The 24,203-nt window shown below is 69.9% G+C and carries 23 protein-coding genes; 6 read left to right on the plus strand and 17 right to left on the minus strand.

The window, feature by feature from the left end; all coding sequences use genetic code 11:
• Positions 1-2: 2 nt before the first annotated feature.
• The 4 genes from AB0L64_RS02230 to AB0L64_RS02245 are packed head-to-tail and all read right to left on the minus strand — an operon-like array spanning position 3 to position 3,955.
• Positions 3-1,172 carry an ROK family transcriptional regulator gene (locus tag AB0L64_RS02230; protein WP_363706829.1) on the minus strand — a complete coding sequence of 390 codons (1,170 nt, stop codon included), beginning with the start codon at positions 1,170-1,172 and terminating at the stop codon, positions 3-5.
• 50 nt (positions 1,173-1,222) lie between these two features.
• The gene (locus tag AB0L64_RS02235) at positions 1,223-2,107 is read right to left on the minus strand and encodes an oxygenase MpaB family protein (protein WP_363706831.1); all 885 of its coding nucleotides are present in this window, start codon (positions 2,105-2,107) and stop codon (positions 1,223-1,225) included.
• Between the two features lie 14 nt (positions 2,108-2,121).
• The gene (locus AB0L64_RS02240) at positions 2,122-2,655 is read right to left on the minus strand and encodes a GNAT family protein (protein ID WP_359934749.1); all 534 of its coding nucleotides are present in this window, start codon (positions 2,653-2,655) and stop codon (positions 2,122-2,124) included.
• Positions 2,656-2,659: 4 nt separating this feature from the next.
• Entirely contained in the window at positions 2,660-3,955 is a 1,296-nt protein-coding gene (locus AB0L64_RS02245) for an XRE family transcriptional regulator (protein ID WP_363706834.1), read from the minus strand.
• Positions 3,956-4,183: 228 nt separating this feature from the next.
• Between AB0L64_RS02245 and AB0L64_RS02250 the strand changes: the two genes are divergently transcribed.
• Positions 4,184-4,357 carry a hypothetical protein gene (locus tag AB0L64_RS02250; protein ID WP_355475507.1) on the plus strand — a complete coding sequence of 58 codons (174 nt, stop codon included), beginning with the start codon at positions 4,184-4,186 and terminating at the stop codon, positions 4,355-4,357.
• Between the two features lie 376 nt (positions 4,358-4,733).
• Here AB0L64_RS02250 and AB0L64_RS02255 read toward each other — a convergent pair whose 3' ends face one another.
• Positions 4,734-5,273 (minus strand): hypothetical protein, encoded by a 540-nt coding sequence (locus AB0L64_RS02255; protein ID WP_363706836.1) that lies wholly within the window; start codon positions 5,271-5,273, stop codon positions 4,734-4,736.
• Between AB0L64_RS02255 and AB0L64_RS02260 the strand changes: the two genes are divergently transcribed.
• Positions 5,272-5,703, plus strand: coding sequence for a MarR family winged helix-turn-helix transcriptional regulator (locus AB0L64_RS02260; RefSeq protein WP_363706838.1), 432 nt, complete (start codon positions 5,272-5,274; stop codon positions 5,701-5,703). The two genes, AB0L64_RS02255 and AB0L64_RS02260, sit on opposite strands and share 2 nt — an antisense overlap.
• A gap of 133 nt (positions 5,704-5,836) precedes the next feature.
• On the opposite strand, the gene AB0L64_RS02265 is transcribed toward AB0L64_RS02260, so the two are convergent.
• Both AB0L64_RS02265 and AB0L64_RS02270 read right to left on the minus strand, forming a co-directional pair.
• Positions 5,837-6,844 carry a GNAT family N-acetyltransferase gene (locus AB0L64_RS02265; protein ID WP_363706840.1) on the minus strand — a complete coding sequence of 336 codons (1,008 nt, stop codon included), beginning with the start codon at positions 6,842-6,844 and terminating at the stop codon, positions 5,837-5,839.
• A 10-nt stretch (positions 6,845-6,854) separates the two neighbouring features.
• Positions 6,855-8,306, minus strand: coding sequence for an MDR family MFS transporter (locus AB0L64_RS02270; RefSeq protein WP_363706842.1), 1,452 nt, complete (start codon positions 8,304-8,306; stop codon positions 6,855-6,857).
• 145 nt (positions 8,307-8,451) lie between these two features.
• Between AB0L64_RS02270 and AB0L64_RS02275 the strand changes: the two genes are divergently transcribed.
• Complete coding sequence (locus AB0L64_RS02275; RefSeq protein WP_359934739.1) at positions 8,452-8,817, plus strand: hypothetical protein; 366 nt, start codon at positions 8,452-8,454, stop codon at positions 8,815-8,817.
• A gap of 1 nt (position 8,818) precedes the next feature.
• Here AB0L64_RS02275 and AB0L64_RS02280 read toward each other — a convergent pair whose 3' ends face one another.
• Positions 8,819-9,937 (minus strand): MFS transporter, encoded by a 1,119-nt coding sequence (locus AB0L64_RS02280; RefSeq protein ID WP_363706844.1) that lies wholly within the window; start codon positions 9,935-9,937, stop codon positions 8,819-8,821.
• A gap of 54 nt (positions 9,938-9,991) precedes the next feature.
• On the opposite strand from AB0L64_RS02280, the gene AB0L64_RS02285 reads away from it, so the two are divergent.
• A complete protein-coding gene (locus AB0L64_RS02285) occupies positions 9,992-10,756 on the plus strand; it encodes a helix-turn-helix transcriptional regulator (protein WP_363706846.1) in 765 nt (254 codons plus the stop codon).
• Here the strand turns inward: AB0L64_RS02285 and AB0L64_RS02290 are convergent.
• From AB0L64_RS02290 to AB0L64_RS02330, 9 genes are all read right to left on the minus strand, one after another.
• Positions 10,729-11,340 carry a TetR/AcrR family transcriptional regulator gene (locus AB0L64_RS02290; RefSeq protein ID WP_363706848.1) on the minus strand — a complete coding sequence of 204 codons (612 nt, stop codon included), beginning with the start codon at positions 11,338-11,340 and terminating at the stop codon, positions 10,729-10,731. The genes AB0L64_RS02285 and AB0L64_RS02290 overlap by 28 nt on opposite strands.
• Entirely contained in the window at positions 11,333-12,889 is a 1,557-nt protein-coding gene (locus AB0L64_RS02295) for an AMP-binding protein (protein ID WP_363706850.1), read from the minus strand. Before AB0L64_RS02295 ends, AB0L64_RS02290 begins: the two co-directional genes overlap by 8 nt.
• A 15-nt stretch (positions 12,890-12,904) precedes the next feature.
• The gene (locus tag AB0L64_RS02300) at positions 12,905-14,062 is read right to left on the minus strand and encodes an acyl-CoA dehydrogenase family protein (RefSeq protein ID WP_363706852.1); all 1,158 of its coding nucleotides are present in this window, start codon (positions 14,060-14,062) and stop codon (positions 12,905-12,907) included.
• Positions 14,063-14,138: 76 nt separating this feature from the next.
• Positions 14,139-16,046, minus strand: coding sequence for a biotin carboxylase N-terminal domain-containing protein (locus tag AB0L64_RS02305; RefSeq protein WP_363706854.1), 1,908 nt, complete (start codon positions 16,044-16,046; stop codon positions 14,139-14,141).
• Positions 16,047-16,051: 5 nt separating this feature from the next.
• Positions 16,052-17,605: a carboxyl transferase domain-containing protein gene (locus AB0L64_RS02310; protein WP_363706856.1), complete on the minus strand. Its 1,554-nt coding sequence runs from the start codon at positions 17,603-17,605 to the stop codon at positions 16,052-16,054.
• Positions 17,602-18,714, minus strand: coding sequence for an acyl-CoA dehydrogenase family protein (locus AB0L64_RS02315; RefSeq protein ID WP_363706858.1), 1,113 nt, complete (start codon positions 18,712-18,714; stop codon positions 17,602-17,604). Before AB0L64_RS02315 ends, AB0L64_RS02310 begins: the two co-directional genes overlap by 4 nt.
• Positions 18,711-20,420, minus strand: coding sequence for an acyclic terpene utilization AtuA family protein (locus AB0L64_RS02320; protein WP_363706860.1), 1,710 nt, complete (start codon positions 20,418-20,420; stop codon positions 18,711-18,713). Before AB0L64_RS02320 ends, AB0L64_RS02315 begins: the two co-directional genes overlap by 4 nt.
• On the minus strand, positions 20,417-21,205 hold the full coding sequence (locus tag AB0L64_RS02325) for a TIGR03084 family metal-binding protein (RefSeq protein WP_363706862.1): 789 nt from the start codon (positions 21,203-21,205) through the stop codon (positions 20,417-20,419). The genes AB0L64_RS02320 and AB0L64_RS02325 overlap by 4 nt, the downstream gene beginning before the upstream one ends.
• A gap of 198 nt (positions 21,206-21,403) precedes the next feature.
• Positions 21,404-22,489, minus strand: a complete 1,086-nt coding sequence (locus AB0L64_RS02330) for an FAD-dependent monooxygenase (RefSeq protein ID WP_363706864.1) — start codon at positions 22,487-22,489, stop codon at positions 21,404-21,406.
• A 103-nt stretch (positions 22,490-22,592) separates the two neighbouring features.
• On the opposite strand from AB0L64_RS02330, the gene AB0L64_RS02335 reads away from it, so the two are divergent.
• Together AB0L64_RS02335 and AB0L64_RS02340 are read left to right on the plus strand one after the other, a co-directional pair.
• Positions 22,593-23,231: a hypothetical protein gene (locus AB0L64_RS02335; protein WP_363706866.1), complete on the plus strand. Its 639-nt coding sequence runs from the start codon at positions 22,593-22,595 to the stop codon at positions 23,229-23,231.
• Positions 23,232-23,302: 71 nt separating this feature from the next.
• Positions 23,303-24,196: a BadF/BadG/BcrA/BcrD ATPase family protein gene (locus AB0L64_RS02340; protein ID WP_363706868.1), complete on the plus strand. Its 894-nt coding sequence runs from the start codon at positions 23,303-23,305 to the stop codon at positions 24,194-24,196.
• The last annotated feature ends 7 nt before the right edge of the window (positions 24,197-24,203 follow it).

Here is a 24,203-nt window from a genome sequence, read left to right on the forward strand (position 1 = left end):
GCTCAGCGCTGGAGCGGCGGTTCGCCTCGTACGTACGAGCGGATCACGGTGGCCGCCGCTCCCCGCGCCCAGTCGTCGAAGGTGTGCGAGCGGAGCATCAGGCGGCAGTCGCCGGCGGCGCCGAACGCGTGCTCGGCGAAGGCGCGCCGCATCCGCTCCTCGTACAGGTCGTACTCGGCGACGCCCTCGCCGGCGATCATCACCAGCTCCGGACCGACCAGGTTCACCATCGCGGCCAGCGCCGAACCGATCACCTCGCCGGCCCGGTCGAACGCCTCACGCGCGTGCTTGTCGCCCTCGTGCGCCAGCTTGATCGCGCCGGCCAGATCCAGATCGGCCCGCCCGGTCGTCTCCCGCGTCCGGGCCAGGATCGCGTCCGACGACGCCACGGTCTCCACACACCCCCGCCGGCCGCAGGTGCACACCAGGTCGCCGGGCGCGAGCGGCAGGTGCCCCAGCTCGCCGGACACGCCGTACGCGCCGGACACCACCTCGCCGTTGATGTAGAGCCCGCAGCCGATGCCGGAGCCGATCGTCACCACCGCGAACGAGTCCGCGTTCACACCGACCCCGAACCAGTGCTCGGCCACGGTCAGCGCGCGGACGTCGTTCGACACCACGATCGGCACCCGGACCTGCTTGCCGAGCAGCTCCGCGACCGGAACGCCACGCCAGCCCATCAGCGGTGAGTCCCGCACCACGCCGTGCACCGCGTCGACGTCACCCGACACCGCGATCCCGATGCCGGCGAGCGGCCCCGCGACCGCCGTCCCGGACTTGAGCGCGGCGATCAGCGCCTTCACGTGCTCGGCGAGCTGGTCGATCACCGCCTCCGGATCGGTGCCGTCCAGTGGGTCGTGCCGGACGTTCAGGATCCCGGCGGTGAAGTCGGTGGTGACACCGATCAGGCTGGTCGGCGTGACCTTGACGCCGATCACCGAGACGCTGCTCGGTACGACGGTCAGCGGGCTCACCGGCCGCCCGATCCCGAGCTGGCCTTCCCCGTCCGCCGGGGCGGCCTGGTCGGTGACGAACCCGCTCTCCATCAGCGGTGCGACCGCCTTCGTGACGGCCGCCTGGGACAGCCCGGTCCGGCGCGCGATCTCCACCCGCGGGATCGGCCCCTGGGTCAGGATCTTGGTCAGCACCTCGACTCCCGCTGGAGTGGCCATCGGGAGTGGACGATGTGGACGGAGCGGCACGAGGACAACCTACCGGCGCGTCATGCCTCCGCGCCGGTTTCTGCCAGTGTTGGCGAGGTCAGCGCCCACCGGATCGTCCTGGTGAGGCCGTCGCCGGCCGCCCGGACGACGGTTCGCTCGGCCAGCGGGAGGTACGGGAGACGCAGCGGCAGCCTGGTCCACCACGGCAACAGACCGACCGCGGCAGCCGCCAGGACGCCGTACGCGGGCCGGGCGGCGAACGGCACCGGCGGATGCACCAGCATGAAGCGGGCGGCCTGACGCGCTTCCGTCGTCCCGCGAAGCTCGGGCTGGTATTCCTTCAGCAGTTGCCGCAGCTCGGCCACCGTGGTCGGCGGGTCGATGACCCCGAGTTTGGCGGCCACGAGCGCCGCGTCCTCGACGTACTGGTCCTGTTCCACGGCGTTGAGCGGCTGCGCGCCGTACCGCTGGTGCGCGGCGAGGAAGCTGTCCACCTCGGCCAGATGCACCCACTTGAGCAGGTGCGGGTCCGACGCCCGGTACCTCACGCCGTCCGGACTGGTCCCGCGGACGCGCTCGTGCACGGCTTGGACGTGGGCGATCGCCTCCTCCGCGTCCGGGATCGAGCCGTACGTCGTGATCGCCAGGAAGTAGCTGGTCCGCCGCAGACGTCCCCACGGGTCACCCCGATATCCGGAGTGCGCGGCGACCGCGGCCATGGCCAGTGGATGCAGCGACTGCAGCAGCAGCGCCCGCAGCCCGCCGGTGAACATCGACGCGTCCCCGTGGACCCGTCGGATCGGCCGGTCCGGCGCGAACCAGCGCGGCCCAGGTGTCCCGTGTACCCGCGTGCGCTCGGTCTGCGGGTCGGGCCCGGCGACCTTGGTCAGGATCATCCGGGCAAGGCTGTCCCGCAGCGGCGTGGTGATGGTGGTGGCGGCCATGCCCCCAGTGTTGCTCAGACGGTGTGCTCCTGCTCGAGCAGCGAGTACAGCAGGGAGTCGCGCCAGGCGCCATTGGTGAAGACGTGGTCGCGGAGGTGGCCTTCGTAGGTGAAGCCGAGGCGTTTGACCACCGCGATCGAGGCCTCGTTCTCGGGGCCGATCGCGGCGGTGACGCGGTGCCGGCCGAGCGGGCCGAAGGCGAAGCGCAACAGCACCCGGGCCGCGTCCGTGGCGTAGCCGCGGCCCCAGTGGTCGGCGCCGATCGCGTAGCCGAGCTTCGCCGTCCAGGCCCCGCTCGGCGCGATCCGGGCGAACCCGATCACGCGGTCGTCGTCCGGCCGGGTCACGGCGAGCATGTAATCGGGGCGATCCTCCTGGGCGGACCGCTGGAGGATGCCGGCCAGGTTCTGCTCGGCCTTGGCCCGGTCGTAGCTGTCGAAGGCCATCCAGGTGGTGACCCGGTCGTCACCGGCGACGGCCAGGTAGTCGTCGAGGTCGGTTGTCCGGAATTCGCGCAGTACGGTCCGTTCGCCGGTGAGTGGATCCATCCGGCTAACGGGGGTAGGTCTGCATCGGGGTCCGGGTGAAGGTCTCGATCTCCTCCTGCAGCTCCCGCGCGTCGTCGGCGCGACCGGACTGCCGCAGCGCCTGGTGGACCCGGCGCGCCGAGTGCACGACGCCGTTGATCCGGCGCTCGGTCGGCAGCGTCAGCACCGGGGCCAGCGCGTCCGCCGCGCCGTCCAGCTCACCGCTCGCGATCCGGGTGATCGCCATCGCCGCGTGGCTGCCGGCGGCGTCGCCGAAGGCCCACTCCGGGTGGTTCTGGTCGGTGTAGGCGTCGACGGCCTGGCTCGAGTACCGCTCGGCCTGCTCGACCTCACCGGGCAGCCAGGCGAGCGCGTCCGCGGCGTAGTACAGCTGGCGGTTGCGGCCGAAGGTGCACAGGCCGCCCATGTCGTCCAGGTCGTCGTTGTGGACCGAGTTCCACGCCTCCTCGGCGCGCTCCAGCGCGGCCCGGGTGGCCTCCGGGTTGCCGAGCGCGGCCCAGGCGCGGGCCTCGCTGACCGGCAGCCAGACGCTGGTGGTGCTGTTGGCCTGCTCGGCGTATCCGGCGCCGAGCTGTGCATACCGCACCGAGTCGTGCGGGTTGCCGGCCCAGTACGAGACGAGGGACTGCAGGCCGCGCACCCAGGCGCGCAGGCCGTGGTGGTCGGCGTTGTCGGCGCACATGAACGCGGTCCGCGCCTGGGTCAGCGCGGCGTGCGGGTTGCCGAGGTCGTGGGACGCCTTGGCGAGCAGGCCGCCGGTGACGCCGGCCAGGAAGTAGAGCTGACGGTGGTGGTCCGGACGCTGCCGGCTCTCCAGCAGACCGAAGACCAGGTCCTGCGTCTCGACCAGCTGGCCGAGGATCTCCGGCAGTGGACGCTGCGGGTACGCCTGGGCGGCGTGGCGTACGTCGGCGTACACCTGTTCCATGGCCTCGCTTCCGAGACCGGACTGGGCCGCGAGGGCAAACGCCCTCGCGCGGCTGGCAGCCATGTCGAGAACCTCCATCTCATTACCTGTCGTGATCCGTCCACTCGCGGCAGGTGCCGGCACCACCTGGGCGGCCTGTTCCGGCGCAAACGGTGCGAGGAGCTCCTCGACCGGCTTGCCGAACATGCGTTGCAGGGTGCGTCGGGTCTGCGGAGTGGTCCCCGCACGCTCGCCCGATGCGAGGCGACGCAGGTGCCGCTCGGTGATGGTTCCACCCAGCTCGACGAACTCGGCGACGATCTCGGAGTAGGTCTGGTTCCGGCGCTGGATCAGATGCGCCAGGACCGTCTTTGGCGCGTACCTACCCGCCATCGTTCCTCCCGTTCACGTCAGTCAGACGTTGTCTCGACTTGTGCCCCACGACAAGGTGCTGTCCCCCAGATGTCCGCGAGAGGACCGGAAGAGGTCCGGCAAAGGTCCGGTCCAGGTCCTAGAGCGGTCACGTTGGGCTCGTGCACCATTACTGCCATGACAACCAGTAAGTCCAACTGGTTGCAAGGGCTGAGAGTTACGGGGTGAGAGGTTGTGACCATCGCGGAAATGACGTCGAGGCAGCACCGGCGCAGAGTCCGGGTCTGGTTCGGCGAGCACGTGATCGCGCAGTACGTCGCGGAGGCGCCGCTGGCAGCCCGCTACGAACAGGCGATGCGGCGCCGTTTCGCCGGTCTCAAGGTGACCAACGACCTGCTCGGCCCGGCCGACCCGCTCGACTGAAGCTCCTGATCGCTTCCGGGTCCTCCTCAGACCCGGTCCGCTGCGCCCTGGAGTCTCCTCACGTTCAGGGGCAGCGCTTGGAAGGTCCGGAGCACTCCTCAGCTCCGGACGAAACCCGAGGTGCGGTCCGGAGCACTCCTCAGCTCCGGACCGCACCGCCCACCTGACCCGGCTGGGCCTGGCGGCTGATTTCCCTGTATCGCCGCCGCCCAGCCGTTCCAACCCACCTCCTGGCCGACACCTCGGGCCAGGCAGGGCCGAGTGTCCTGGGCGGTAGGACACCGGAGGCTCCCGACACCTCACCGGGAACCTCCCCCTTGAGGTGGTCGGCTCCGAGTGTGACCGTCGCGCCTGGGCGGTCACACCCGGAGCCTCCTCACGTCAGATTGCCGGCCATCCGCCGAAGCACGTCAACCGTCGCCAGGTACTCCTCGTCCGAGATCCCGGCCACCACCCGCCGCCGCTGAGCCCGAACCTTCACGCTCAGCGCCTCCAACGCCCGCGCACCGTCCGCCGTGAGCGCCTCCCCAACCAACCAGCCACGCGCAACCAACGGCCCCGTGACCGCCACCACCTCCGCCGGATCCCGACTCAGAAACGGCGCAAGCGCCTCCGCGATCCCCGACCCAGGCGCCGCGGGCCCAGGCAATCCGAGCCCCTGCGCCGCGGATGCCGGCGTCTCTTCCGCGGTGGCGAAGGGCTCCGCCGTGTTGCTCTGTGCGTTTGCCTCCGGCGGCCGGCGGTGTGTGGCTGCGGCGTTGAGGGCCTGCCATTGGCGGCGGGTGAGGTTGTCGGCGGCGAGGAGTTGTTCGAACGACGCCTCCAGTAGCCGGTCGACCTCCTTCAGCCACCAGCCGATAGGCTTGTTGTCATCCGACATATACATGTCAATGAGCATATAGTTGGAGTCAGGCATGGACAAGACCGATCCAGTCGCCACGATCGAGGCGGCGATGATCGCGATCCGCCGGCGGCAGACCCGGCGTACGTTCGCCGTCCAGTCCGGCGGACCCGACCCGGTCCAAGAGGTCCTCGACGCGATCGAGGCGGCCGAACCCGGCCCGCTCGGCGTCAACGGCGTCGCCGCGGCCCTCGGCGTCGACCAGCCCCGCGCGAGCAAACTCGTCGCCGCCGCGGTCTCGGCGGACCTCGTACGCCGCGAGGCCGATCAGGCGGATGGCCGCCGTACCAACCTCGTCCTCACCGCGGCCGGGAGAGCCCAGCTGGACACCGTCCACGCCTTCCGCCGGGACCGCTTCGCCGCCGCGATGGAAGACTGGACGCACAACGAACGAAACGACTTCGCCACCCTCCTGACCCGCTTCGTGACCGCCCTGGACCGCTAAATGTCCGCCCCCGGTCCGCCGCGCCGCCTGTCCGCGAAACCTGAGACAAGAAATGGTCTGCGGAGACCTGGTATTGCATGTCCCAGGTCACCGTTGCTTGTCTCAGGTCCGAGCAACGCCACCGCGAGACGGGTCACCGACCGGCGGCGTACACCGCGAACGGGGCGTCGGGCACGATGGCGGAGGCGTCGGCAGCCCAGCCCTCGGCGCGGACCTCTCCGGCGTACTTCATGCCCAGCCGCTGCATCACTGCCTGGGAGGCCGCGTTCACCCGCTCGGTGAAAGCTATGACGGACGAGGCGTTCAAGGTGTCGAATGCGTACTCCAGACCGGCGCGGCCGAGCTCGGTCGCGAGGCCACGTCCGCGGGCCGACTCGGTCAGGGCCCAGCCGAGCTCGAGCCGGTCGGTGGCCCAGCCCGCGCCGACCAGTTCAGCGATCGCCGCGGCCACCGGCGCATCGGCCGGAATACGGGACAGACCACCGCGTCCGACCGCCTCGCCGGTCGCCCGCTCGTAGGCGATCCACTTGCCGGCAGCGTCTCGTTCCCAGCCCGCCTGGTGCTCGGCGACCCGCACGGCCGCCTGCTCCGGCGTCAGCGTCTCGTCGTACCAGCGGGCCACCCACGGGTCCTCGTAGATCCGCTGAAGGTCCGCCGCATGTCCGGGAACCACCCCGTTCGGACCGGTGATCGGCTCGAGCCGCAGGCGGTCCGTGAACCGTGTCCGGACCGTGTGCGCGACCAGGTCCCGAAGTCGCCGGTCGCCGTCGGTCCGGTTCACCATCAGCAGGTCCAGGTCGTACGGTCCCGCCCAGGCGGACGCGTCGTGCTTGCCGGCTTCGAGGCGCGGCCGGCCGAGGTCTCCGTCGACGGTGACGAGGTAGTCGACCTCCCGCCGTACCCGGCCCTGCCACTCCCACTCCCAGTCCGCGACGGTCCAGACGATGTCGCGGACCTTCCAGCCGGTCTCCTCCTCGACCTCGCGCGCCAGCGCCTGCTCCGGAGTCTCACCAGCCTCCAGGTGCCCGCCGACGATGTCCCAGATCCCCGGCAGCAACCGCCGGTCCGCCGTACGCCGTTGCAGATAGACGCAATGCTGCTCGTCCCGGATCAAAGCCCCCACACAGTCGACCGCGCGCATACAGCCCAACCTAGTCCCGCAGCGGGCGCTCGGTGATGCGGTTCGGCATGAAGAGCACGGCGACGACGAGGAGGAGTGCGGCCGCGGCGGCGCCGTAGTACACGTCGTGGACAGCGGGCGCGAGGATCTCGGCCGGCACCTTCTCCAGGTCGGCGTGGTCGTCGCCGAGGCGCGCGGCGACCACGCCGTTCGCCACCGCGCCGAAGACCGCGACCCCGACCGCGCTGCCCACCGACCGGGCGAACATGTTCGCGCCCGTGACCACACCCCGCGTCTGCCACTCCACCGACGACTGCGCGGCCACGACCGACGGCGACGCGGAGAAGCCGAGCCCGACCCCGATCACGAAGCACGCCGCGGCGAGGTGCGGGACCGAACTCCCGGACCCGACGGTGAGCAGTACGCCGGACCCGAGGACGACGATCAACGAGCCCATCAGCATCGTCGTGCGGAACCCGACCCGCAGGTAGATCCGCCCGGCGAACGACGCCGCGATCGGCCAGCCGAGCGTCATCGCGGCGAGCGCGAACCCGGCGACGAGGGCCGACGTACCGAGGACGCTCTGCGCGAACAGCGGCACGTACGTCGACAGGCCGATCATCAGCAGGCCGATCAGCAGCGCGGCCGAGTTGGCCGAGTTCAGCACCCGCTGACGCAGCACCCACAGCGGCAGGATCGGCTCGGCCGCCCGCCGCTCGACGAACACGAACCCCACCAGCAGGACGACGGCCGCGGCCAGGATCACGATGCTCGCCGGCGAGTCCCAGTCCCACATCACGCCGCCCTCGAGCAACCCGAGCAGCAGCAGCGAACCGCCGACCGCGAGCAGGATCGCGCCGCTGTAGTCGATCCGGTGGCTGGTCTTGTCCGCGACCTTCTCCTCGAACCGGCGGACCAGCACCCAGGCGGCCGCGATCCCGAGCGGGATGTTCACGAAGAAGATCCACCGCCAGGAGATGAAGTCCGAGAACACACCGCCGAGCGTCGGGCCGACGAATGACGAGATCCCCCAGACGCTGGCGATGTAGCCCTGCACCTTGGCCCGCTCCGCGACCGTGTAGATGTCGCCGACGATCGTCATGCCGATCGGCTGGATCGCACCCGCGCCGAGCCCCTGCACGAGCCGGAACGCGATCAGCGCCGGCATGCTCCAGGCGAACCCGCACAGCACCGACCCGAGCACGAACAGCCCGACGCCGAGCAGCATGATCGGCTTCCGGCCGCGCTGGTCCGCGAGCTTGCCGTAGATCGGCACCGACACGGCCTGGGCGAGCAGGTAGATCGAGAACAGCCAGGGGAACTGGGTGAATCCACCGAGGTCGGCGACCACGGACGGTACGGCGGTGGCCAGGATCGTCGCGTCGATCGCGACCAGTCCGATGCTCAGCATCACCGCGAGCAGGATCGGGCCTCGTTCCGACCGGAGCCCCACGCTCGTCCGGTCGATCCGCTCGGTAGTCATATCACCAACCAATGTATGTGAACCGACAACTGTTCCCCACCTGTGGACCGCCCACTGGACGTCCGTCCGTACGACGAAGCAGCGGGGGCGACTGCAAGGCCCGGAGGTTAGGGTTCTGGTTGTCCGCCGTGGAACAGGAGTGCTCATGCCAGCGATCACCGTCGACTACTCGCACCCGGTCGAGGACGCCTTCGACGTCGACGGGTTCACCCGCGCACTGCACGAGGCCGTCGTCGAGATCGCGGCCGCCAAACCCGAGGCCTGCAAGACCATGATCAGGTACGACAATCTCTCGGCCTTCGGGTACGAAGACCGCGCGGACGAAGGGCACGCTCTGGTGCAGGTGACGATCGGCCTGTTGCCCGGTCGCACCGACGAGGTGAAGGTGCGGCTGACCGAGGCCACGCTGGAGCTGCTGGGCAAGTTCATCCCGCCGCAGGACGGCGTCACGCTGCACGCCTCCGCCGAGGTGCGCGAGCTCGACGCCTCGTACCGGAAGTTCGACCGCTAGCTCAGGCGGGTTCGTTGATGGCGTAGCCGATCAAGGTGCTGCACAGGACCAGCGCGATCAGCGTGCTGAGCGCCAGCCGCAGCGAGGTGTGTTCCGCGATAGCGCCGAGGACCGGCGTGGCCACGCCGCCGATGCTGACTGCCAGGCCGAGTGTCATGCCGCCCGCCGTACCGACGCGTCCGGGCAGGAAGTCCTGGCCGAGTGTCACGTGCAGCGAGAACGGGATCGACATCGCGATCGCGGTCGCGGCGAGGAACCCGAAGAACGCCGGTCCCGGAACGAACACCAGGCAGGCGATCGCGGGGACGGCGACGGCGTACGACGTGCGCAGTGTGCGGATCCGCCCGTAGCGCGTGGCGAGCCGGCCGCCGAGGAGGGTGCCGAGCGCGCCGGCGGCGAAGAGCACGAACAGCGCGACGCCGCCGGTCGTCGTACCGCCGCCGACCCGCTGGCCGGCGTACAGCGCGATGAACGTGCCGAGGCCGACGAACACGATCGAGCGGCAGATCATGATCAACGACAGCCGCAGGAACGACGGCCAGTCGTCCGTTCCCTGGGTCTGGCTGCGGGCTGCCGTGGCGGCGACACGCGAGCGGATCGCCCATGAGGTGATCGTGGCGCCGAGGACAGCTGGTACGACGAGCAGCGGCGTCAGCGACAGCCCGCCGGCGGCGATGATCGGTGTGACCAGCACCGGCGCCAGCGCGAAGCCGACGTTCCCGCCGACCGAGAACCAGCTCATCCCGACGTGGCTGCCGCCGCTCACGATCCGGGCCAGGCGGGCTGCCTCTGGGTGGTACGCCGCGACGCCGAGGCCCGACAGCGCCGCCGCCAGCCAGGTCGGCCAGTAGTCGTGCCCGACGCCGATCAGGGCGATGCCGAGACCCGCGGTGGTCATCGCGACCGGGATCAGCCAGGTCAGCGGACGGCGATCGGTGAGGACGCCGAAGACCGGCTGCACGACCGAGGACAACAGGGTTGCGGCGAGCGTGATGCCGGAGACCGCGACGTACCCGAGGCCGCGCTCGGCGACCAGGAACGGTACGAGCGCCGGCACGCAGCCCTGGTAGATGTCCACGCACGCGTGGCCGGTGGCCATCAGTCCGATCGGTCTCTTCACCCGTCGATCGTCACCGCCGGGAGGCGTGTCCGGCTTCCGATAAAGTGCCAACTGATGCCGGAAACCCGCCAACGTCCCGCGACCACCGGCCGACGCCCGATCGAGTCCGGCGGCGGCATCGAGCCGCACTGGCACGACCGCAACCAGATCGTGTACGCCGGCCGCGGCGTCCTCTCCGTCACCACCGACGCCGGCACGTGGGTAGCCCCCGCCACCCGAGCCATCTGGATCCCCGCCGCCACCCTCCACCAACACCGCGCCTACGGCGAAACAACCCTCCACACAGTCGGCCTCACCGAAAACCCGCTCGCCCTGACCACCCCCTCAGCCCTGGTGGTCAGCCCCCTCCTGCGAGAACTCATCCTCACCTACACAGCAGCAGAAGAAGAAGCCGGTGGATCTGGTCATGGCTCGGAGGGCCTTGAGGCTGGTGAGCGTGGGCGGTTGCGGCGTGTGTTGTTGGACCAGTTGCGGCGGTCGGCTCAGCGGCCGACCTACTTGCCTGCGCCGCGGGACGCGCGGCTTGTGGCGGTTTGTGAGGTGTTGCGGGCGGAGCCCGCGGATGGGCGGACTCTGACTCAGCTAGGGCGGGAGGTGGGTGCAAGTGAGCGGACATTGAGTCGGCTGTGCCGTGCTGAGCTGGGGATGAGCTTTCCGCAGTGGCGGACGCAGTTGCGGTTGCACGAGGCGCTGGTGCTGTTGGCGGACGGGGAGTCCGTGACTCGGGTGGCGCACGCGACAGGCTGGGCGTCGACGAGTGCGTTCATCGACACCTTCAAGAGCGCCTTCGGTCACACCCCCGGGTCGCGCAGAGCCTGATCGAGGATGCGGCTCCACTGGCGCACGATGCCCCGCCGCCGCACACTGTCGTCGGTCAACAGATCAGCCAGCCCCAGACCGCGCGCCATGTCCAGCACACCCTGCACGGTCTCCCGCACACCAGGCGTCCGTTCGCTCACCTCGAGAACGTCGAGCAGCGCCCGGTGCGCCTGCCGCCCGACGTGTGCCTCCAGCCGCACGATCTGCTGCCGCAACGCCTCCTCTGTCGACGCCGCCACCCACAGATGCAGCGCAGCGCGGAACAACGGCCCGGTGTACACGTCGGCCAGCATCCCGACGATCGCCTCGGTCCGCCCCGCCCCGCTCGGCAGCGCGGCGGCCTGCGCACGGATCTCCGCCAGCCGCACCTCGGTCATGTACTCGACCGCCGCCGCGAACAGGTCCGCCCGGGTCGGGAAGTGATGCTGCGCCGCACCCCGCGACACCCCGGCCCGCGCCGCGACGACCGACACCGTCGTCGCGGCGTACCCGACCTCGGCCAGCGACTCGACGGCAGCCTCCAGCAGCCGCTGCCGGGTCGCCCGCGACCGATCCTGCTGGGGCGCTTTCAGCGCCTCACTCACGCGCGGCCTCACGCGCCCGCAGCTCGCGCCGCAGGATCTTCCCCGACGCCGCCTTCGGCACCGCGTCGATGAACTCCACCTGCCGGATCTTCTTGTACGGCGCCACCCGCGCCGCGACGTACTCGATCACATCCTCGGCGGTCAACGACACCCCCGGCATCGGCACCACGAACGCCTTCGGCACTTCGTTGCCGTTGGCATCGACCCCGATGACGGCCGCGTCGGCGACCCGGTCGTCGGTGAGCAGCACGGCCTCCAGCTCCGCCGGCGGCACCTGGTACCCGTGGTACTTGATCAGCTCCTTCACCCGGTCCACGACGTACAGATAGCCCCGCGCGTCCATCCGCCCGATGTCGCCGGTGTGCAGCCAGCCGTCGCGGTCGATCGTCGCGTCGGTCTCGGCGGGCCGGCCGAGGTACCCCTTCATCACCTGCGGCCCGCGGATCCAGATCTCGCCCTCGTCCGCGTCCTCACCGTCCGCACCGACCAGCCGCATCTCCGTCGAGGGGAACAACTTGCCGACCGCACCCGGCGGCGGCTCCGGGTCGTCCTGCGGTACGGCGTGCGTGCCCGGCGACAGCTCGGTCATCCCGTAGGCCTGCGTCACCGCGTGCAGACCGAGTCGCTTCGCGCACGCCTCGGCCAGCTCGCCGTCCAACGGCGCCGCGGCCGACATCACGTGCTGCAACGCGGACAGGTCGAACGAGTCGACGGCCGGGTGCTTGGCGAGCGCCAGAACCACCGGCGGTGCGACGAACGCCCGCGTGATCCGCTGGTCCTGGAGTGTGGTCAGGAACTGCTCCAGGTCGAACTTCGGCAGCACCACCACCGTGATGCCGAGCCGCAGCGGCAGGTTCATCAGGACGGTCAGTCCGTAGATGTGGAAGAACGGCAGGATCGCGATGACCCGCTCGTCCTCGCCCAGCTTGATCGTGGCCTCGGCCTGCGCGATGTTCGTCGCGACGTTCCGGTGCGTCAGCATCACGCCCTTGGCCGCGCCGGTCGTCCCGCTCGAGTAGGGCAGCACCGCGACGTCCACAGCCGGATCGATCGTCACCGACGGCTCGGGAGCGGTGGACGCGAACAGCTCCTGGATCGACCGGTACCCCTCGGCCTGGTCGCAGACGAAGATCTGCCTGACCTCGGTGCCTTCGATGGCGGCGTTCGCGACCGGCAGGAACAGCGAAATCGTCACCAGCAACTTCGCCTTGGAGTCGATCAACTGCTTGTGCAACTCGTCAGCGGTGTAGAGCGCGTTCACCGTGGTCACAGTCGCGCCGGCGCGCGTGGCGCCGTAGAACACCACCGGGTACAGGATCGTGTTCGGGCTGTACAGCGCGATCACGTCGCCGTGCTGTACGCCGAGCTCGGCCAGGCCGGCCGCGACCCGCCGGGTCAAGTGGTCCAGTTGGGCGTAGCTGAGTTCCTTGCCGGTGACGCCGTCGACCATCGCCGGCCGGTCGCCATACTCCTGGGCTCTGCCGAGCACGGCGTCGTGGATCGGGACGTCGAGCACCTCGACGGGCGGGAATTCGCTGGTGATGATCATCGGCCCAGGCCTTTCTCAGTAGGACTTCGGCAACCCGAGGCTGTGCTGTGCGACGAAGTTCAGGATCATCTCCCGGCTGACCGGGGCGATCCGGGTCGCGCGTGCGGCCGCGACCAGTGACGCAACGCCGTACTCGACAGTCATACCGTTCCCGCCGAGCGATTGCACTGCCTGATCGGTGGCTCGTACGGCGACCTCGCCGGCCGCGTACTTCGCCATGTTCGCGGCCTCGCCCGCGGCCAGGTCGTCGCCCGCGTCGTACAACGCCGCCGCCTTCTGCATCATCAGCCGGGCCAGCTCGAGCTCGATCTTGATCTGCGCCAGCGGGTGCGCGATCCCCTGGTGCGCACCGATCGGCTGCTTCCACACCTGGCGTTCCTTGACGTACGCCGTCGCCTTGCCGAGCGCGTGCCGAGCGATCCCGATCGCGAACGCGGACGCCATGATCCGCTCGGGGTTGAGGCCCGCGAACAGTTGCAAGAGCGCCGCGTCCTCGGACCCGACGAGCGCTTCGCGCGGCAGCTGTACGTCGTCCAGGAACAGCGCGTACTGCTTGTCCGGGCTGATCAGGTCCATCTCGATCTGCCGGAACTCCACGCCCGGCGCGTCGGTCGGGACGATGAACAGCGCCGGCTTCAGCTTGCCGGTGCGGGCGTCTTCGGTGCGGCCGACGACCAGGACCGCCTTCGCGACGTCCAGCCCGGAGATGTACACCTTGCGCCCGGTCAGCGACCAGCCGTCGTCGGTCCGGCGGGCCGTGGTGGTGATCTGGTGCGAGTTCGAGCCGGCGTCCGGCTCGGTGATCGCGAACGCCATGATCGTCGTACCGTCGGCGAGGCCCGGCAGCCAGTGCTGCTTCTGGTCGTCGGTGCCGAAGCGGGAGATCACCGTGCCGCAGATCGACGGCGACACGACCATCATCAGCAGTGGGCAGCCGGCCGCGCCGAGTTCCTCGAGGACGATCGACAGGTCGGCCATGCCGCCGCCACCGCCGCCGTACTCCTCGGGAAGATTCACGCCGAGGAACCCGAGCTTGCCGGCCTCGAGCCACAGCTCGGTGGTGTGACCGCCGGTCCTGGCCTGCCGGTTGAACCACTCGTAGCCGTACTTCTTCCCGAGCTCGCCGACGACCCTTCTCAGCTCCCGACGTTCGTCGGACTCCACGTAGCTCATCGGCGTCCTCGCTTCGCTCCGGGCGCCGATGAGGCACGAATCGCGCTGTGCTTTCTGATGAACTCGCTACGCTCGTTCATGCGCTCTCCCCAACCACGGCCAGTACGGTGCCGACCTCGACCTGTTGTCCTGCTGCCACCTTCAACTCACCGACGACGCCGTCCGCCGGGGCGGCGATCGTGTGCTCCATCTTCATCGCCTCCAGCCAGAGCAGCGGCTGTCCTTGTTTCACCATCTCACCGACCGCGACGCCGACCCGGATCACGGTCCCCGGCATGGGCGCCACCAACGACCCGGCGGCGACCTGATCGGCCGGATCGACGAACCGCTCGACCGGCCGCAGCGTCACGCCGCCGAGCGCCGAGTCCACACACACGAGCCCGCCGTACGCCGCGACCTCGAACGACCTGCGCACACCGTTGACCTCGAGCGCGACGCTCCCGGGGTCCAGGGAAATCAGCGCAGTGTTGCCGTCGACAACCAATCCGTCCCGCGTCAGCCGGTACGCCACCTCGACCACGTCATCGCCGTACCGATAGCTCTTCCGCTGCGGCTGCGACACCAGATTCCGCCACCCGCTGGGCACCCGCACCGGCGTACGCCGTCCCGCCGCATCCGCCAGCGCGGCCGCCAACGCCGACGCCCGCACCACCGAGTCGTCGACCGTCGTCCCGACCCCGTGCGTGTCGAAGAACGCGGTGTCCGTGTCGCCTGCGAGGAACGCCGGGTGCCGAAGGATCCACGCGAGCAGCTCCCGGTTGGTGCCGACGCCGTGGATCGTCGCCCGCTCCAGCACCCCGGCCAGCCGCCGCGCGACTGCGGCCCGATCGGCCCCGCACGCAATCACCTTCGCGAGCATCGGGTCGTAGTACGGCGAGACTTCCGACCCGTCGACCACCCCGGAATCGACCCGCAGACCCTCCTGCTGCTCCAGCGCGAAGCGGTGCAGCACTCCGGTCTGCGGTTGCCATTCGTGCTGGGGATCCTCGGCGTACAGCCGGACCTCGATCGCATGCCCGACCGCGGGCGGCGGCTCGGGCGGCAGCTCCTCACCGGACGCGACGGCGATCTGCAGCTCGACCAGGTCGAGCCCGGTCGTCTCCTCGGTCACCGGATGCTCCACCTGCAACCGCGTGTTCATCTCGAGGAAGTAGAAGTTCCCGTCCTCATCGGCGAGGAACTCGACCGTCCCGGCACCGGTGTAGCTGATCGCTGCGGCCGCCTTCCGCGCCGCGTCGAACAACTCGGCGCGCATCGCCGGGATGCGGTCGACGAGTGGCGACGGCGCCTCTTCGACGACCTTCTGGTGCCGACGCTGGATCGAGCACTCCCGTTCACCGACCGCCCAGATCGTCCCGTGCCGGTCCGCCATGATCTGTACTTCGATGTGCCGTCCGGTCGCGAGATACCGCTCGCAGAAAACCGTCCCGTCCCCGAACGCCGACAGCGCCTCCGCCGACGCCGCGTCGATCTCGGCGGCGAGATCCTCCAGCCGCGACACCACCCGCATCCCGCGTCCGCCACCGCCTGCCGACGCCTTCACCAGCACCGGCAGATCGTCGGCGGACACCTCGGCGGGCGTGAGCTCGGCCAGCACCGGCACCCCGGCCGCCGCCATCAGCTTCTTCGCCTCGATCTTCGACCCCATCGACGAGATCGCGTCCACGGGCGGACCGATCCAGGTCAGCCCCGCGTCGATCACCGCCTGCGCGAACGCGGCGTTCTCCGACAGGAACCCGTACCCGGGATGGACGGCGTCCGCACCGGCCCGCAGCGCCGCCTCGACGACCAGGTCCGCCCGCAGATAAGTCTCGCCCGGTGTGTTGCCGGGCAGGTGAACGGCCGCATCGGCCTCGTCCACGAACGGCATCCGCGCGTCGGCGCTCGAATACACCGCCACCGTGGACAGGCCGAGCGATCGGACCGTGCGGAAGATCCGGCGGGCGATCTCGCCGCGGTTGGCGACCAGTACCGAGGAGATCATGCGCGTCACATCCTGAAGACGCCGAAGGACGACGTGCCTTCGACCGGGGCGGAGTGGATGGCGGACAGGCAGATGCCGAGCACGGTCCTGGTGTCCCGGGGATCGATGACGCCGTCGTCGTACAGGCGGCCGGACAGGAACATCGGCAGCGACTCCGCCTCGATCTGACCTTCGACGTACGCGCGCATCTGCCGGTCGGCCTGTTCGTCGTACGGCTGCCCCTTCGCGTCGGCGGCCGCGCGCGCGACGATCGACAGCACACCGGCCAGCTGCTGCGGGCCCATCACCGCCGACTTCGCCGACGGCCATGCGAACAGGAACCGCGGATCGAACGCGCGGCCGCACATCCCGTAGTGCCCGGCGCCGTACGACGCGCCCATCAGGATCGAGACGTGCGGGACCTTCGAGTTCGAGACCGCGTTGATCATCTGCGCGCCGTGCTTGATGATGCCGCCCTGCTCGTACTCCTGCCCGACCATGTAGCCGGTCGTGTTGTGCAGGAAGATCAGCGGCGTGTTCGCGCGGTTCGCCAGCTGGATGAACTGCGCGGCCTTCTGCGACTCCTCGCTGAACAGCACACCGCGCGCGTTCGCCAGGATCCCCACCGGGTAGCCGTGCACCGACGCCCAGCCGGTCGCCAGCGAGGACCCGTACAGCGGCTTGAACTCGTCGAACACCGACCCGTCCACCACCCGCGCGATCACGTCCCGCGGATCGAACGGGACCTTCAGATCACCCGGCACGATGTCGAGCAGGTCGTCCGCGGCGAACCGGGGTTCGTCGTACGACGGCGCGGCCGGCGGGCCGAGTTTGCGCCAGTTCAGCCGGGACACGATCTGCCGCCCGAGCCGGATCGCGTCGGGCTCGTCCACCGCGAAGTAGTCGGCCAGGCCGGACTGCCGCGCGTGCATCGACGCACCGCCGAGCGACTCGTCGTCCGCGTCCTCGCCGGTCGCCATCTTCACCAGCGGCGGCCCGGCCAGGAACACCTTCGCGCCGCCGTCCACCATCACGACGTAGTCGCTCATCCCCGGGATGTACGCGCCGCCCGCGGTCGAGTTGCCGAACACCAGCGCGATCGTCGGGATCCCCTCGGCCGACAACCGGGTCAGGTTCCGGAACATCGCGCCGCCGGGGATGAAGATCTCCTTCTGCGTCGGCAGGTCCGCGCCGCCGGACTCGACCAGGCTGATCACCGGCAGCCGGTTCGCCCGCGCGATCTCGTCCGCGCGCAAGGCCTTCTTCAGGGTCCACGGATTGCTCGACCCGCCCTTGACGGTCGGGTCGTTGGCGGTGATCAGGCATTCGACGCCCTCGACCACACCGATGCCCGTGACCAGGCTGGCGCCGACGGTGAAGTCGGATCCCCAGCCGGCCAGCGGTGACAGCTCGAGGAAGTACGAGTCCGGGTCGAGCAGCAGCTCGATCCGCTCCCGGGCCAGCAGCTTCCCGCGCCGGTGGTGCCGGTCGACGTACTTCTCCCCGCCGCCCGCCAGCGCCTTCGCGTGCTCGACGTCCAGCGCGGCGAGCTTGTCCAGCATCGCCTCACGATTGCTCATGCGGTGAACCCCAGTCTCTTCGAGGCCAGGCCGGTCAGGATCTCGGTGGTCCCGCCGCCGATGGCGAGGATCTTCTGGTCGCGGTACTGGCGTTCCACCTCGGCCTCGCGCATGTACCCGAGGCCACCGTGCAGCTGCAGCGCCTGGTCACAGACCCACTGCCCCGCCGCGACCGCGGTGTTCTTGGCGAAACAGGTCTCAGCGATCACGTCGTCGCCCGCGTCCGCGCGCCGCGCCACGTCGCGCACGTAGACCCGCGCCACATCCACCCGCCGCGCCATCTCGGTCAGCGTGTGCTGCACCGTCTGCCGAGAAATCAACGGCCGCCCGAAGGTCTTGCGCTGACGGCACCACTCGACGGTCAGATCAAGCGCCCGCTGAGCCCCGGCATAAGCCTGCACAGCCAACGTCAACCGCTCCGCAACGAAGTTCACGGCCAGCTGGACGAACCCACTGCCAGGCGCGCCGATCAGGTTGCTCGCCGGCACCCGCACGTTGTCGAACGACAGCTCGGCCGTGTCGGAGCACAGCCAGCCCATCTTCTCCAACCGCCGCGACACCCTGAACCCAGCCTCGATGACCAGCAGACTGATGCCGTGCGCTCCCGGGCCGTCGGTGCGGACAGCTGTCGTCACAAAATCCGCACGACACCCCGACGTGATGAAGGTCTTCGCGCCGTTCACCACGAACACGTCACCCTCGCGCCGCGCCGTCGTACGAAGTGCCGCCACGTCCGACCCGCCACCCGGCTCCGTGATGGCCAGCGCCCCGATCAACTCGCCGTCCAACGTCGGCCGAACCCACCGCTCGATCTGCGCTTCGTTGCCGCTGGCAATAATATGCGGAAGTGCGATGCCGCAGGTCAGGAGTGCGGCCACGAGGCCGCCGGAGCCGCCCGCGTAGTGCATCTCCTCGACGACGTCGATCGCGTCGAGCAGCGATCCGCCGCCACCGCCGACCGCTTCCGGGAACCCGACGCCCAGCAACCCGAGAGCGCCGGCCTTCTTGTGCAGCTCCCGCGGCAGCTCGCCGTCCCGCTCCCACTGGTCCAGATGCGGCAGCACCTCCGCCGCCATGAACCGCCGTACGGACTCCCGGAAGTCGTTCACAACAGCACCTCCGGCACGTCGACGTACCGCGACCGCAGCCACTCGCCCAGCGCCTTCGCCTGCGGATCGAACCGCGCCTGCGCCGCGACGCCCTCACCCAGCAGACCCTCGACGACGAAATTCAGCGCCCACAGGTTCGGAAGCAGATAGCGCGTGACGGTCAGCGGCCGCGTCTCCGGCAGGAGCGTCTGGAACAGCTCGACTGTGAGGGTGTGCGCGAGCCAGCGCCAGGCCTTCTCGTCGCGCACCCACACGCCGACGTTCGCATCGCCGCCCTTGTCGCCCGATCGCGTGCCGGCGATCCGGCCGAGCGGGACCTCGCGAGTGCGCGGCGGTCCGCTGGACAGCTGCAGCAGCGGCATCGGGGCCTCGATGTCGTCGACCGGCCGCAGCGGCCGCGTCTCGAGCGCGGGTTCGACGATCTGCCGCGATCCGTCGGGCAGTACGACAACGTGCTCCACCTCGTGGATGTCGACGTACCCGGCACGGAAAACGCCGTACGGCGAACCGTCGCCGGGCGGCGCGGTGACATGGAAGCCGGGGTAGCTCGCCAGCGCCAGCTCGATCGCCGCGCTGCTGAACGCGCGACCGACGACCTTCGGGTCCGGGTCCTTGACCGCGCACCGGAGGAACACGCTGGCCTCCTCCTCGGACTCGGCGTTCGGCTTCTCGGTCCAGGCCAGCGTCCACCTCAGCTCGGCCGGCCGTTGCGGCAGCGCCTGCTCGAGCTGCTGCTGCACCAGCTCGGCCTTCTGCTCCAGCTGCAGCCCGGTGAGGACGAAGTCGACCTCGTTGCGGAAACCGCCGACGCTGTTCAGCGAGACCTTGTACGTCGGCGGCGGGGCTTCGCCGCGGACCCCGGAGATCCGGACGCGGTCGGGGCCGTCGGCGGTGAGCTCGATCGTGTCGAGGCGGGTCGTGACGTCCGGACCGGTGTACCGGGCGTCGGCGACCTCGTACAGCAGCTGTGCCTTGACCGTGTCGATCGTGACCGCGCCGCCGGTGTTGTCGTGCTTGGTGATCACGCTGCTGCCGTCCGCGTGGATCTCCGCGATCGGGAATCCGGGCCGCCCGAAGTCGCGGATCTCGGTGAAGAACGCGTAGTTCCCGCCGGTCGCCTGACAACCGCACTCGATCACGTGCCCGGCGACGACCGCCCCGGCGAGTTCGTCGTACTGCGTCCGCTTCCAGCCGTGGTGTGCCGCAGCCGGGCCGACGATCACGGAGGCATCCGTTACGCGCCCGGTCACCACCACGTCCGCGCCGGCTTGCAGCGCCTCGGCGATACCCCAAGCGCCCAGGTACGCATTGGCGGTCAACGGCGCGCCCAGCCGCAGCTCCTGCGCTCGGCCGACGAGATCGTCGCCTTCGACGTACGCGATCTTCGGATGCAACCCGAGCCGCTCCGCGAGGCCGGTGATCGCCGCGGCGAGCCCCGACGGGTTGAGACCGCCCGCGTTGCTGACGATCTTCACGCCTCGGTCGAGCGCCTCGCCCAACCCGGTCTCGAGTTGCTTGAGGAACGTCTTCGCATACCCCAGGCCCGGGTCCTTCATCCGGTCCCGCCCGAGGATGAGCATCGTCAGCTCGGCCAGGTAATCGCCCGTCAGCACATCCAGCGGCCCACCGGTCAGCATCTCCTGCACCGCGCTGAACCGGTCCCCGTAGAACCCGGACGCGTTACCGATGCGCAGCGCCTCAGTCATCCGAACTGCCCTGCCCGACGCCCCTTCCCCGGCAACCCGGCGAAGGCCTGGATGATCCCCAACCACTCCTCGGCGTCCGCACCCTCCGCACGTACGGACAGGTCGTCCCGGTGCCGGCGTTGCGTCGCGAGCAGGCAGAAGTCGAGGGCCGGCGCGGTCACCCGCTGCGCTGCATCCTCAGGACCCCAGGTCCACACGTCACCGTCCGGCCCGGTCAGTTCGACACGGAACGGCTCGGCGGGCGGCTTGCGGTCGTTGAGCAGGTACGCGAAGTCGCGGGTGCGGACCGCGAGATGCGCGACGTGCCGCAGACGGTTCGACGGCTGGCGTTGGACGCCGAGGGCGTCGAACACGTCCTGCCCGTGTGCCCACGTCTCCATCAGACGCGCCGTCGCCATCGACGTCGGACTCATCGGCGGCCCATACCACAGCACCTTCTCGCCGGGCAGCACCTTCTTCAGCACCTCGGCGACCTCGGCGCGGGTCTCCCGCCAGTAGGTCAGCAGCTGGTCCGGCGGCAGCGCGGCAGTCTCCGTGGCGCCGTCGTCGACGTACGTCGTGGGACTCGCTGCGGCCGTCTGCAGCGCCGCCTTGAACGCCTCAGGGTCGGTCACGGCCAGCTGCGTCGCCTCGTCGGTCCAGGTCAGATGAGCGATCTGATGCGCGATCGTCCACCCCTCAGCCGGCGTAGGCGTAGCCCACTCCTCCGCGGCGAGCCCACCCACCAACCGATCCAGCTCAGCACTCTCAGCCCAAAGATCCGCCAGTACTTCGTCCAGTTGCACGCCACACTCCCTCGCGAGCCACCCGTCCAGCCGAGCGTCCCACGCCCCACAAAAAGAATCAAGCGTGCTTGTTTTCTGCGAGGCGGGGGAAGTGGGACGTAGCTCGGCGTGCAGGGTGAGGACTGCGTGCGGTGACTGCGCACCATACGGCGGCTGGTCTCGTGCGTGAGGCGCCGTGAAACGCGAGGGAGTGTGTGGTTAAGGGAGTTTGGGTGGTTGCCAGTTGGCCCACTGGGCGGTGGCTTTGCGCCAGGCGGTGGGTGGGATGAGGCGGGCTGCGACGAGTAGTGCGCAGTGGCGGAGTGCGCTGGTGTTGGAGTTGCGGGCGACACCTGCGCGGGCTGCGGCCATCATGGGATGGACGCGGGCCCGACGTTCCCGGTCGTAGGTCGAGAGGTCGTCGGCGTGCGCGGCCAGGACGACCGCGTCCTCCAAAGCCTGGCAGGCGCCTTGGCCGAGATCGGGTGTCATCGCGTGAGCTGCATCGCCCAGCAGTACGACGCGGTCCTTCACGAACGTCGGCACCGGGTCGATGTCCAGCATGTCGTTGTGCAGGACCTGATCAGGCGGCGTCGCGGCGACCAGCTGCGGGATCGGCTCGTGCCAGTCACCAACGCGCCGCAGTACTTCCGCCCGGTCATCGCCGTACAGCGTGTTCGCCCGCGGCTCGTTCGCAGTGAGGAACCAGTACGCACGGTCCTCGCGCAACGGCAGCACGCCGAACTGGAGCCCGCGCCCCATCGTCAACGACTCCTGCACCGGCCCCACCGACGTGACACCTCGCCAAACCGTCCGATACTGGAACACCGGGTCCCCGGACCACAAAGTCCGGCGGGTGATGCTGTTCACCCCGTCGGCCGCGACCACGAGATCGGCGTGCAGTTCCTCGCCCGCGCACGTCACGGTCCCGTCGGTCGACACCGCGGTCACCTCGGCATCGGTGTGCAACGCCGACTCCGGCAACGCCTTCCGCAGTACGTCGTGCAGCTCGGCGCGATGGATCGCGAGCACGCCGACGTCTTCCGGGTGATTGCGCCGCACCCACCGTCCGCGCGGTGTCAGGATGTTTCCGCGGGAGATCGTCGACACGCTGTGATCCGTGACGTCGAGACCGAGTGCGGCGAGCGCCCGCACGGCGTTCGGCCACAACGTGAGGCCGGCGCCGACCTCGGCGATGACCGGTGCCCGTTCCAGCACGCGTACCGACCAGCCGACGCGCCGCAGTCCGATCGCCGCCGCCAGGCCGCCGATCCCGGCTCCGATCACCAAGGCAGTTCGAGGCATGCGGCGGAGAGTACTTCTCGCCGGCGAACCGAACGATCCGGGGTAGCTGACCCGTCATGGTGATTACTTGCGCGGCCCGGTGATCACTACTGTGGTTCGGATTATGGATCTGAAGAGCCCGATCAGCACTGTGGTGCCGTCGTTGGACGGGCCGGTGCTGGAGGTGCTGGCCCGGTCCGAGGACGGGTTGTCGGGGCGGCAGATTCACAAGCTGGCCGGGGCCGGGAGTGTCGCGGGGGTGCGGCTCGTGCTGCAGCGGCTGGCTGCGACGGGGCTCGTGCATGTGGACGATCTCGGGAACTCGTTGCTGTACCGCCTCAATCGCAAGCACCTGGTCGCGCCGATCGTCGAGCAGCTCGCGAATCTCCGCGGGATGATGGTCGCCCGGCTCGCTGACGAGATCGGCGGCTGGCGGATCCCGCCGGTGCACGCCAGTGTGTACGGCGCGATCGCCCGCGGTGACGGTGAGCTCGACAGCGACGTGGAGCTGTTGCTGATCCGTCCGGACCGCGACGACCTCGAGGCCGCGCTCTGGGAGGACCAGGTCGGGCGACTGATGCAGACCGTCGTCGACCTGACCGGCAACCCGGCGCACGTCTTCGAGTTGAGCCGGACCGAGCTGTCGGACCACCTGGCCGGCGAGGACCCGATCCTCAACGACTGGATGCACCCGAGCGTCCAGCTCACCGGCGTACGGCTGGGGACGCTGCTGAATCAGTTCGAGGCAGCCCTTCCCCGGTAGCGGGATCGTGTGGGTACTCTCCTTTCAGCATTGTCAGGAATTGTCAGGACTATCCACCCCGGGACCATCCAATGACCCGCATCGCCATCGACGGCGGCCAGTCCGCTCTCCGTCTTCGTGTCCTCCCGTCCGGACGGACCGGCCAAGGGCCCGGCTACACGCACGGACCTGATGCCGTGTCCAAGCTGCTGGACGCGATCCGCATCGCCGCGGTCGAGGCCGAGGTGGACGGTCAGGTGGACGTCGTCGCGCTCGGCCTGACCGGCTACCCGCAGGCTCACGGCGCTGCCGAGCGGTTCGCCGCCGATGTCGCTGAGCTGCTCGACGCCGGCGAGGTGCGCCTGACCCAGGACATGGTCACGGCCCACGCCGGCGCGTTACCGGACGGGTACGGCGTGGTGGTGGCCGCCGGAACGGGGCTGGTCTGTCTCGCGGTGGATCGCGACGGTACGTGGCGCAAGCTCGACGGGCATGGATACCTGTTCGGCGACGCCGGCAGTGCGTTCGCGATCGGTCGCGCCGGCCTGGTCGCCGTCCAGCGGGCCCGGGACGGCCGCGGTCCGATGACCAAGCTCGCGGACACCGCGCTCGATCCGGTCGCGCTCTACCGGTCGACCACGCTCGTCGACGACGTGGCCCGGTTCGCCCCCGAGGTTCTGCGGTGCGCGGGCGAAGGGGATCCGGTCGCCGTCGAGTTGCTGGTCCAGGCGGCCGGCGACATCGCCGAGACGATCGGCGCCGCGGTCGCCCAACTGGCCGGCGAAGGGCCGGTGCCGGTTGCGTGCGTCGGCGGCCTGTTCGACGGCGCCGGGGAACAGTTGCTGACGCCGGTCCGCGAGGCCTTGCCCGGGCGAGCAAGACTGACAGTGGCGGCCGGCAACTCGCTCGACGGCGCCGAACGTCTCGCCACGGGTTCGGTAGGGCCGTACGCCGACCTGATCGTCGCGCATCCGCACCCTCGATAATTACGGT

Origin of the sequence: Kribbella sp. NPDC051936, from assembly GCF_040680955.1 — a bacterium.
GTDB lineage: Bacteria > Actinomycetota > Actinomycetes > Propionibacteriales > Kribbellaceae > Kribbella.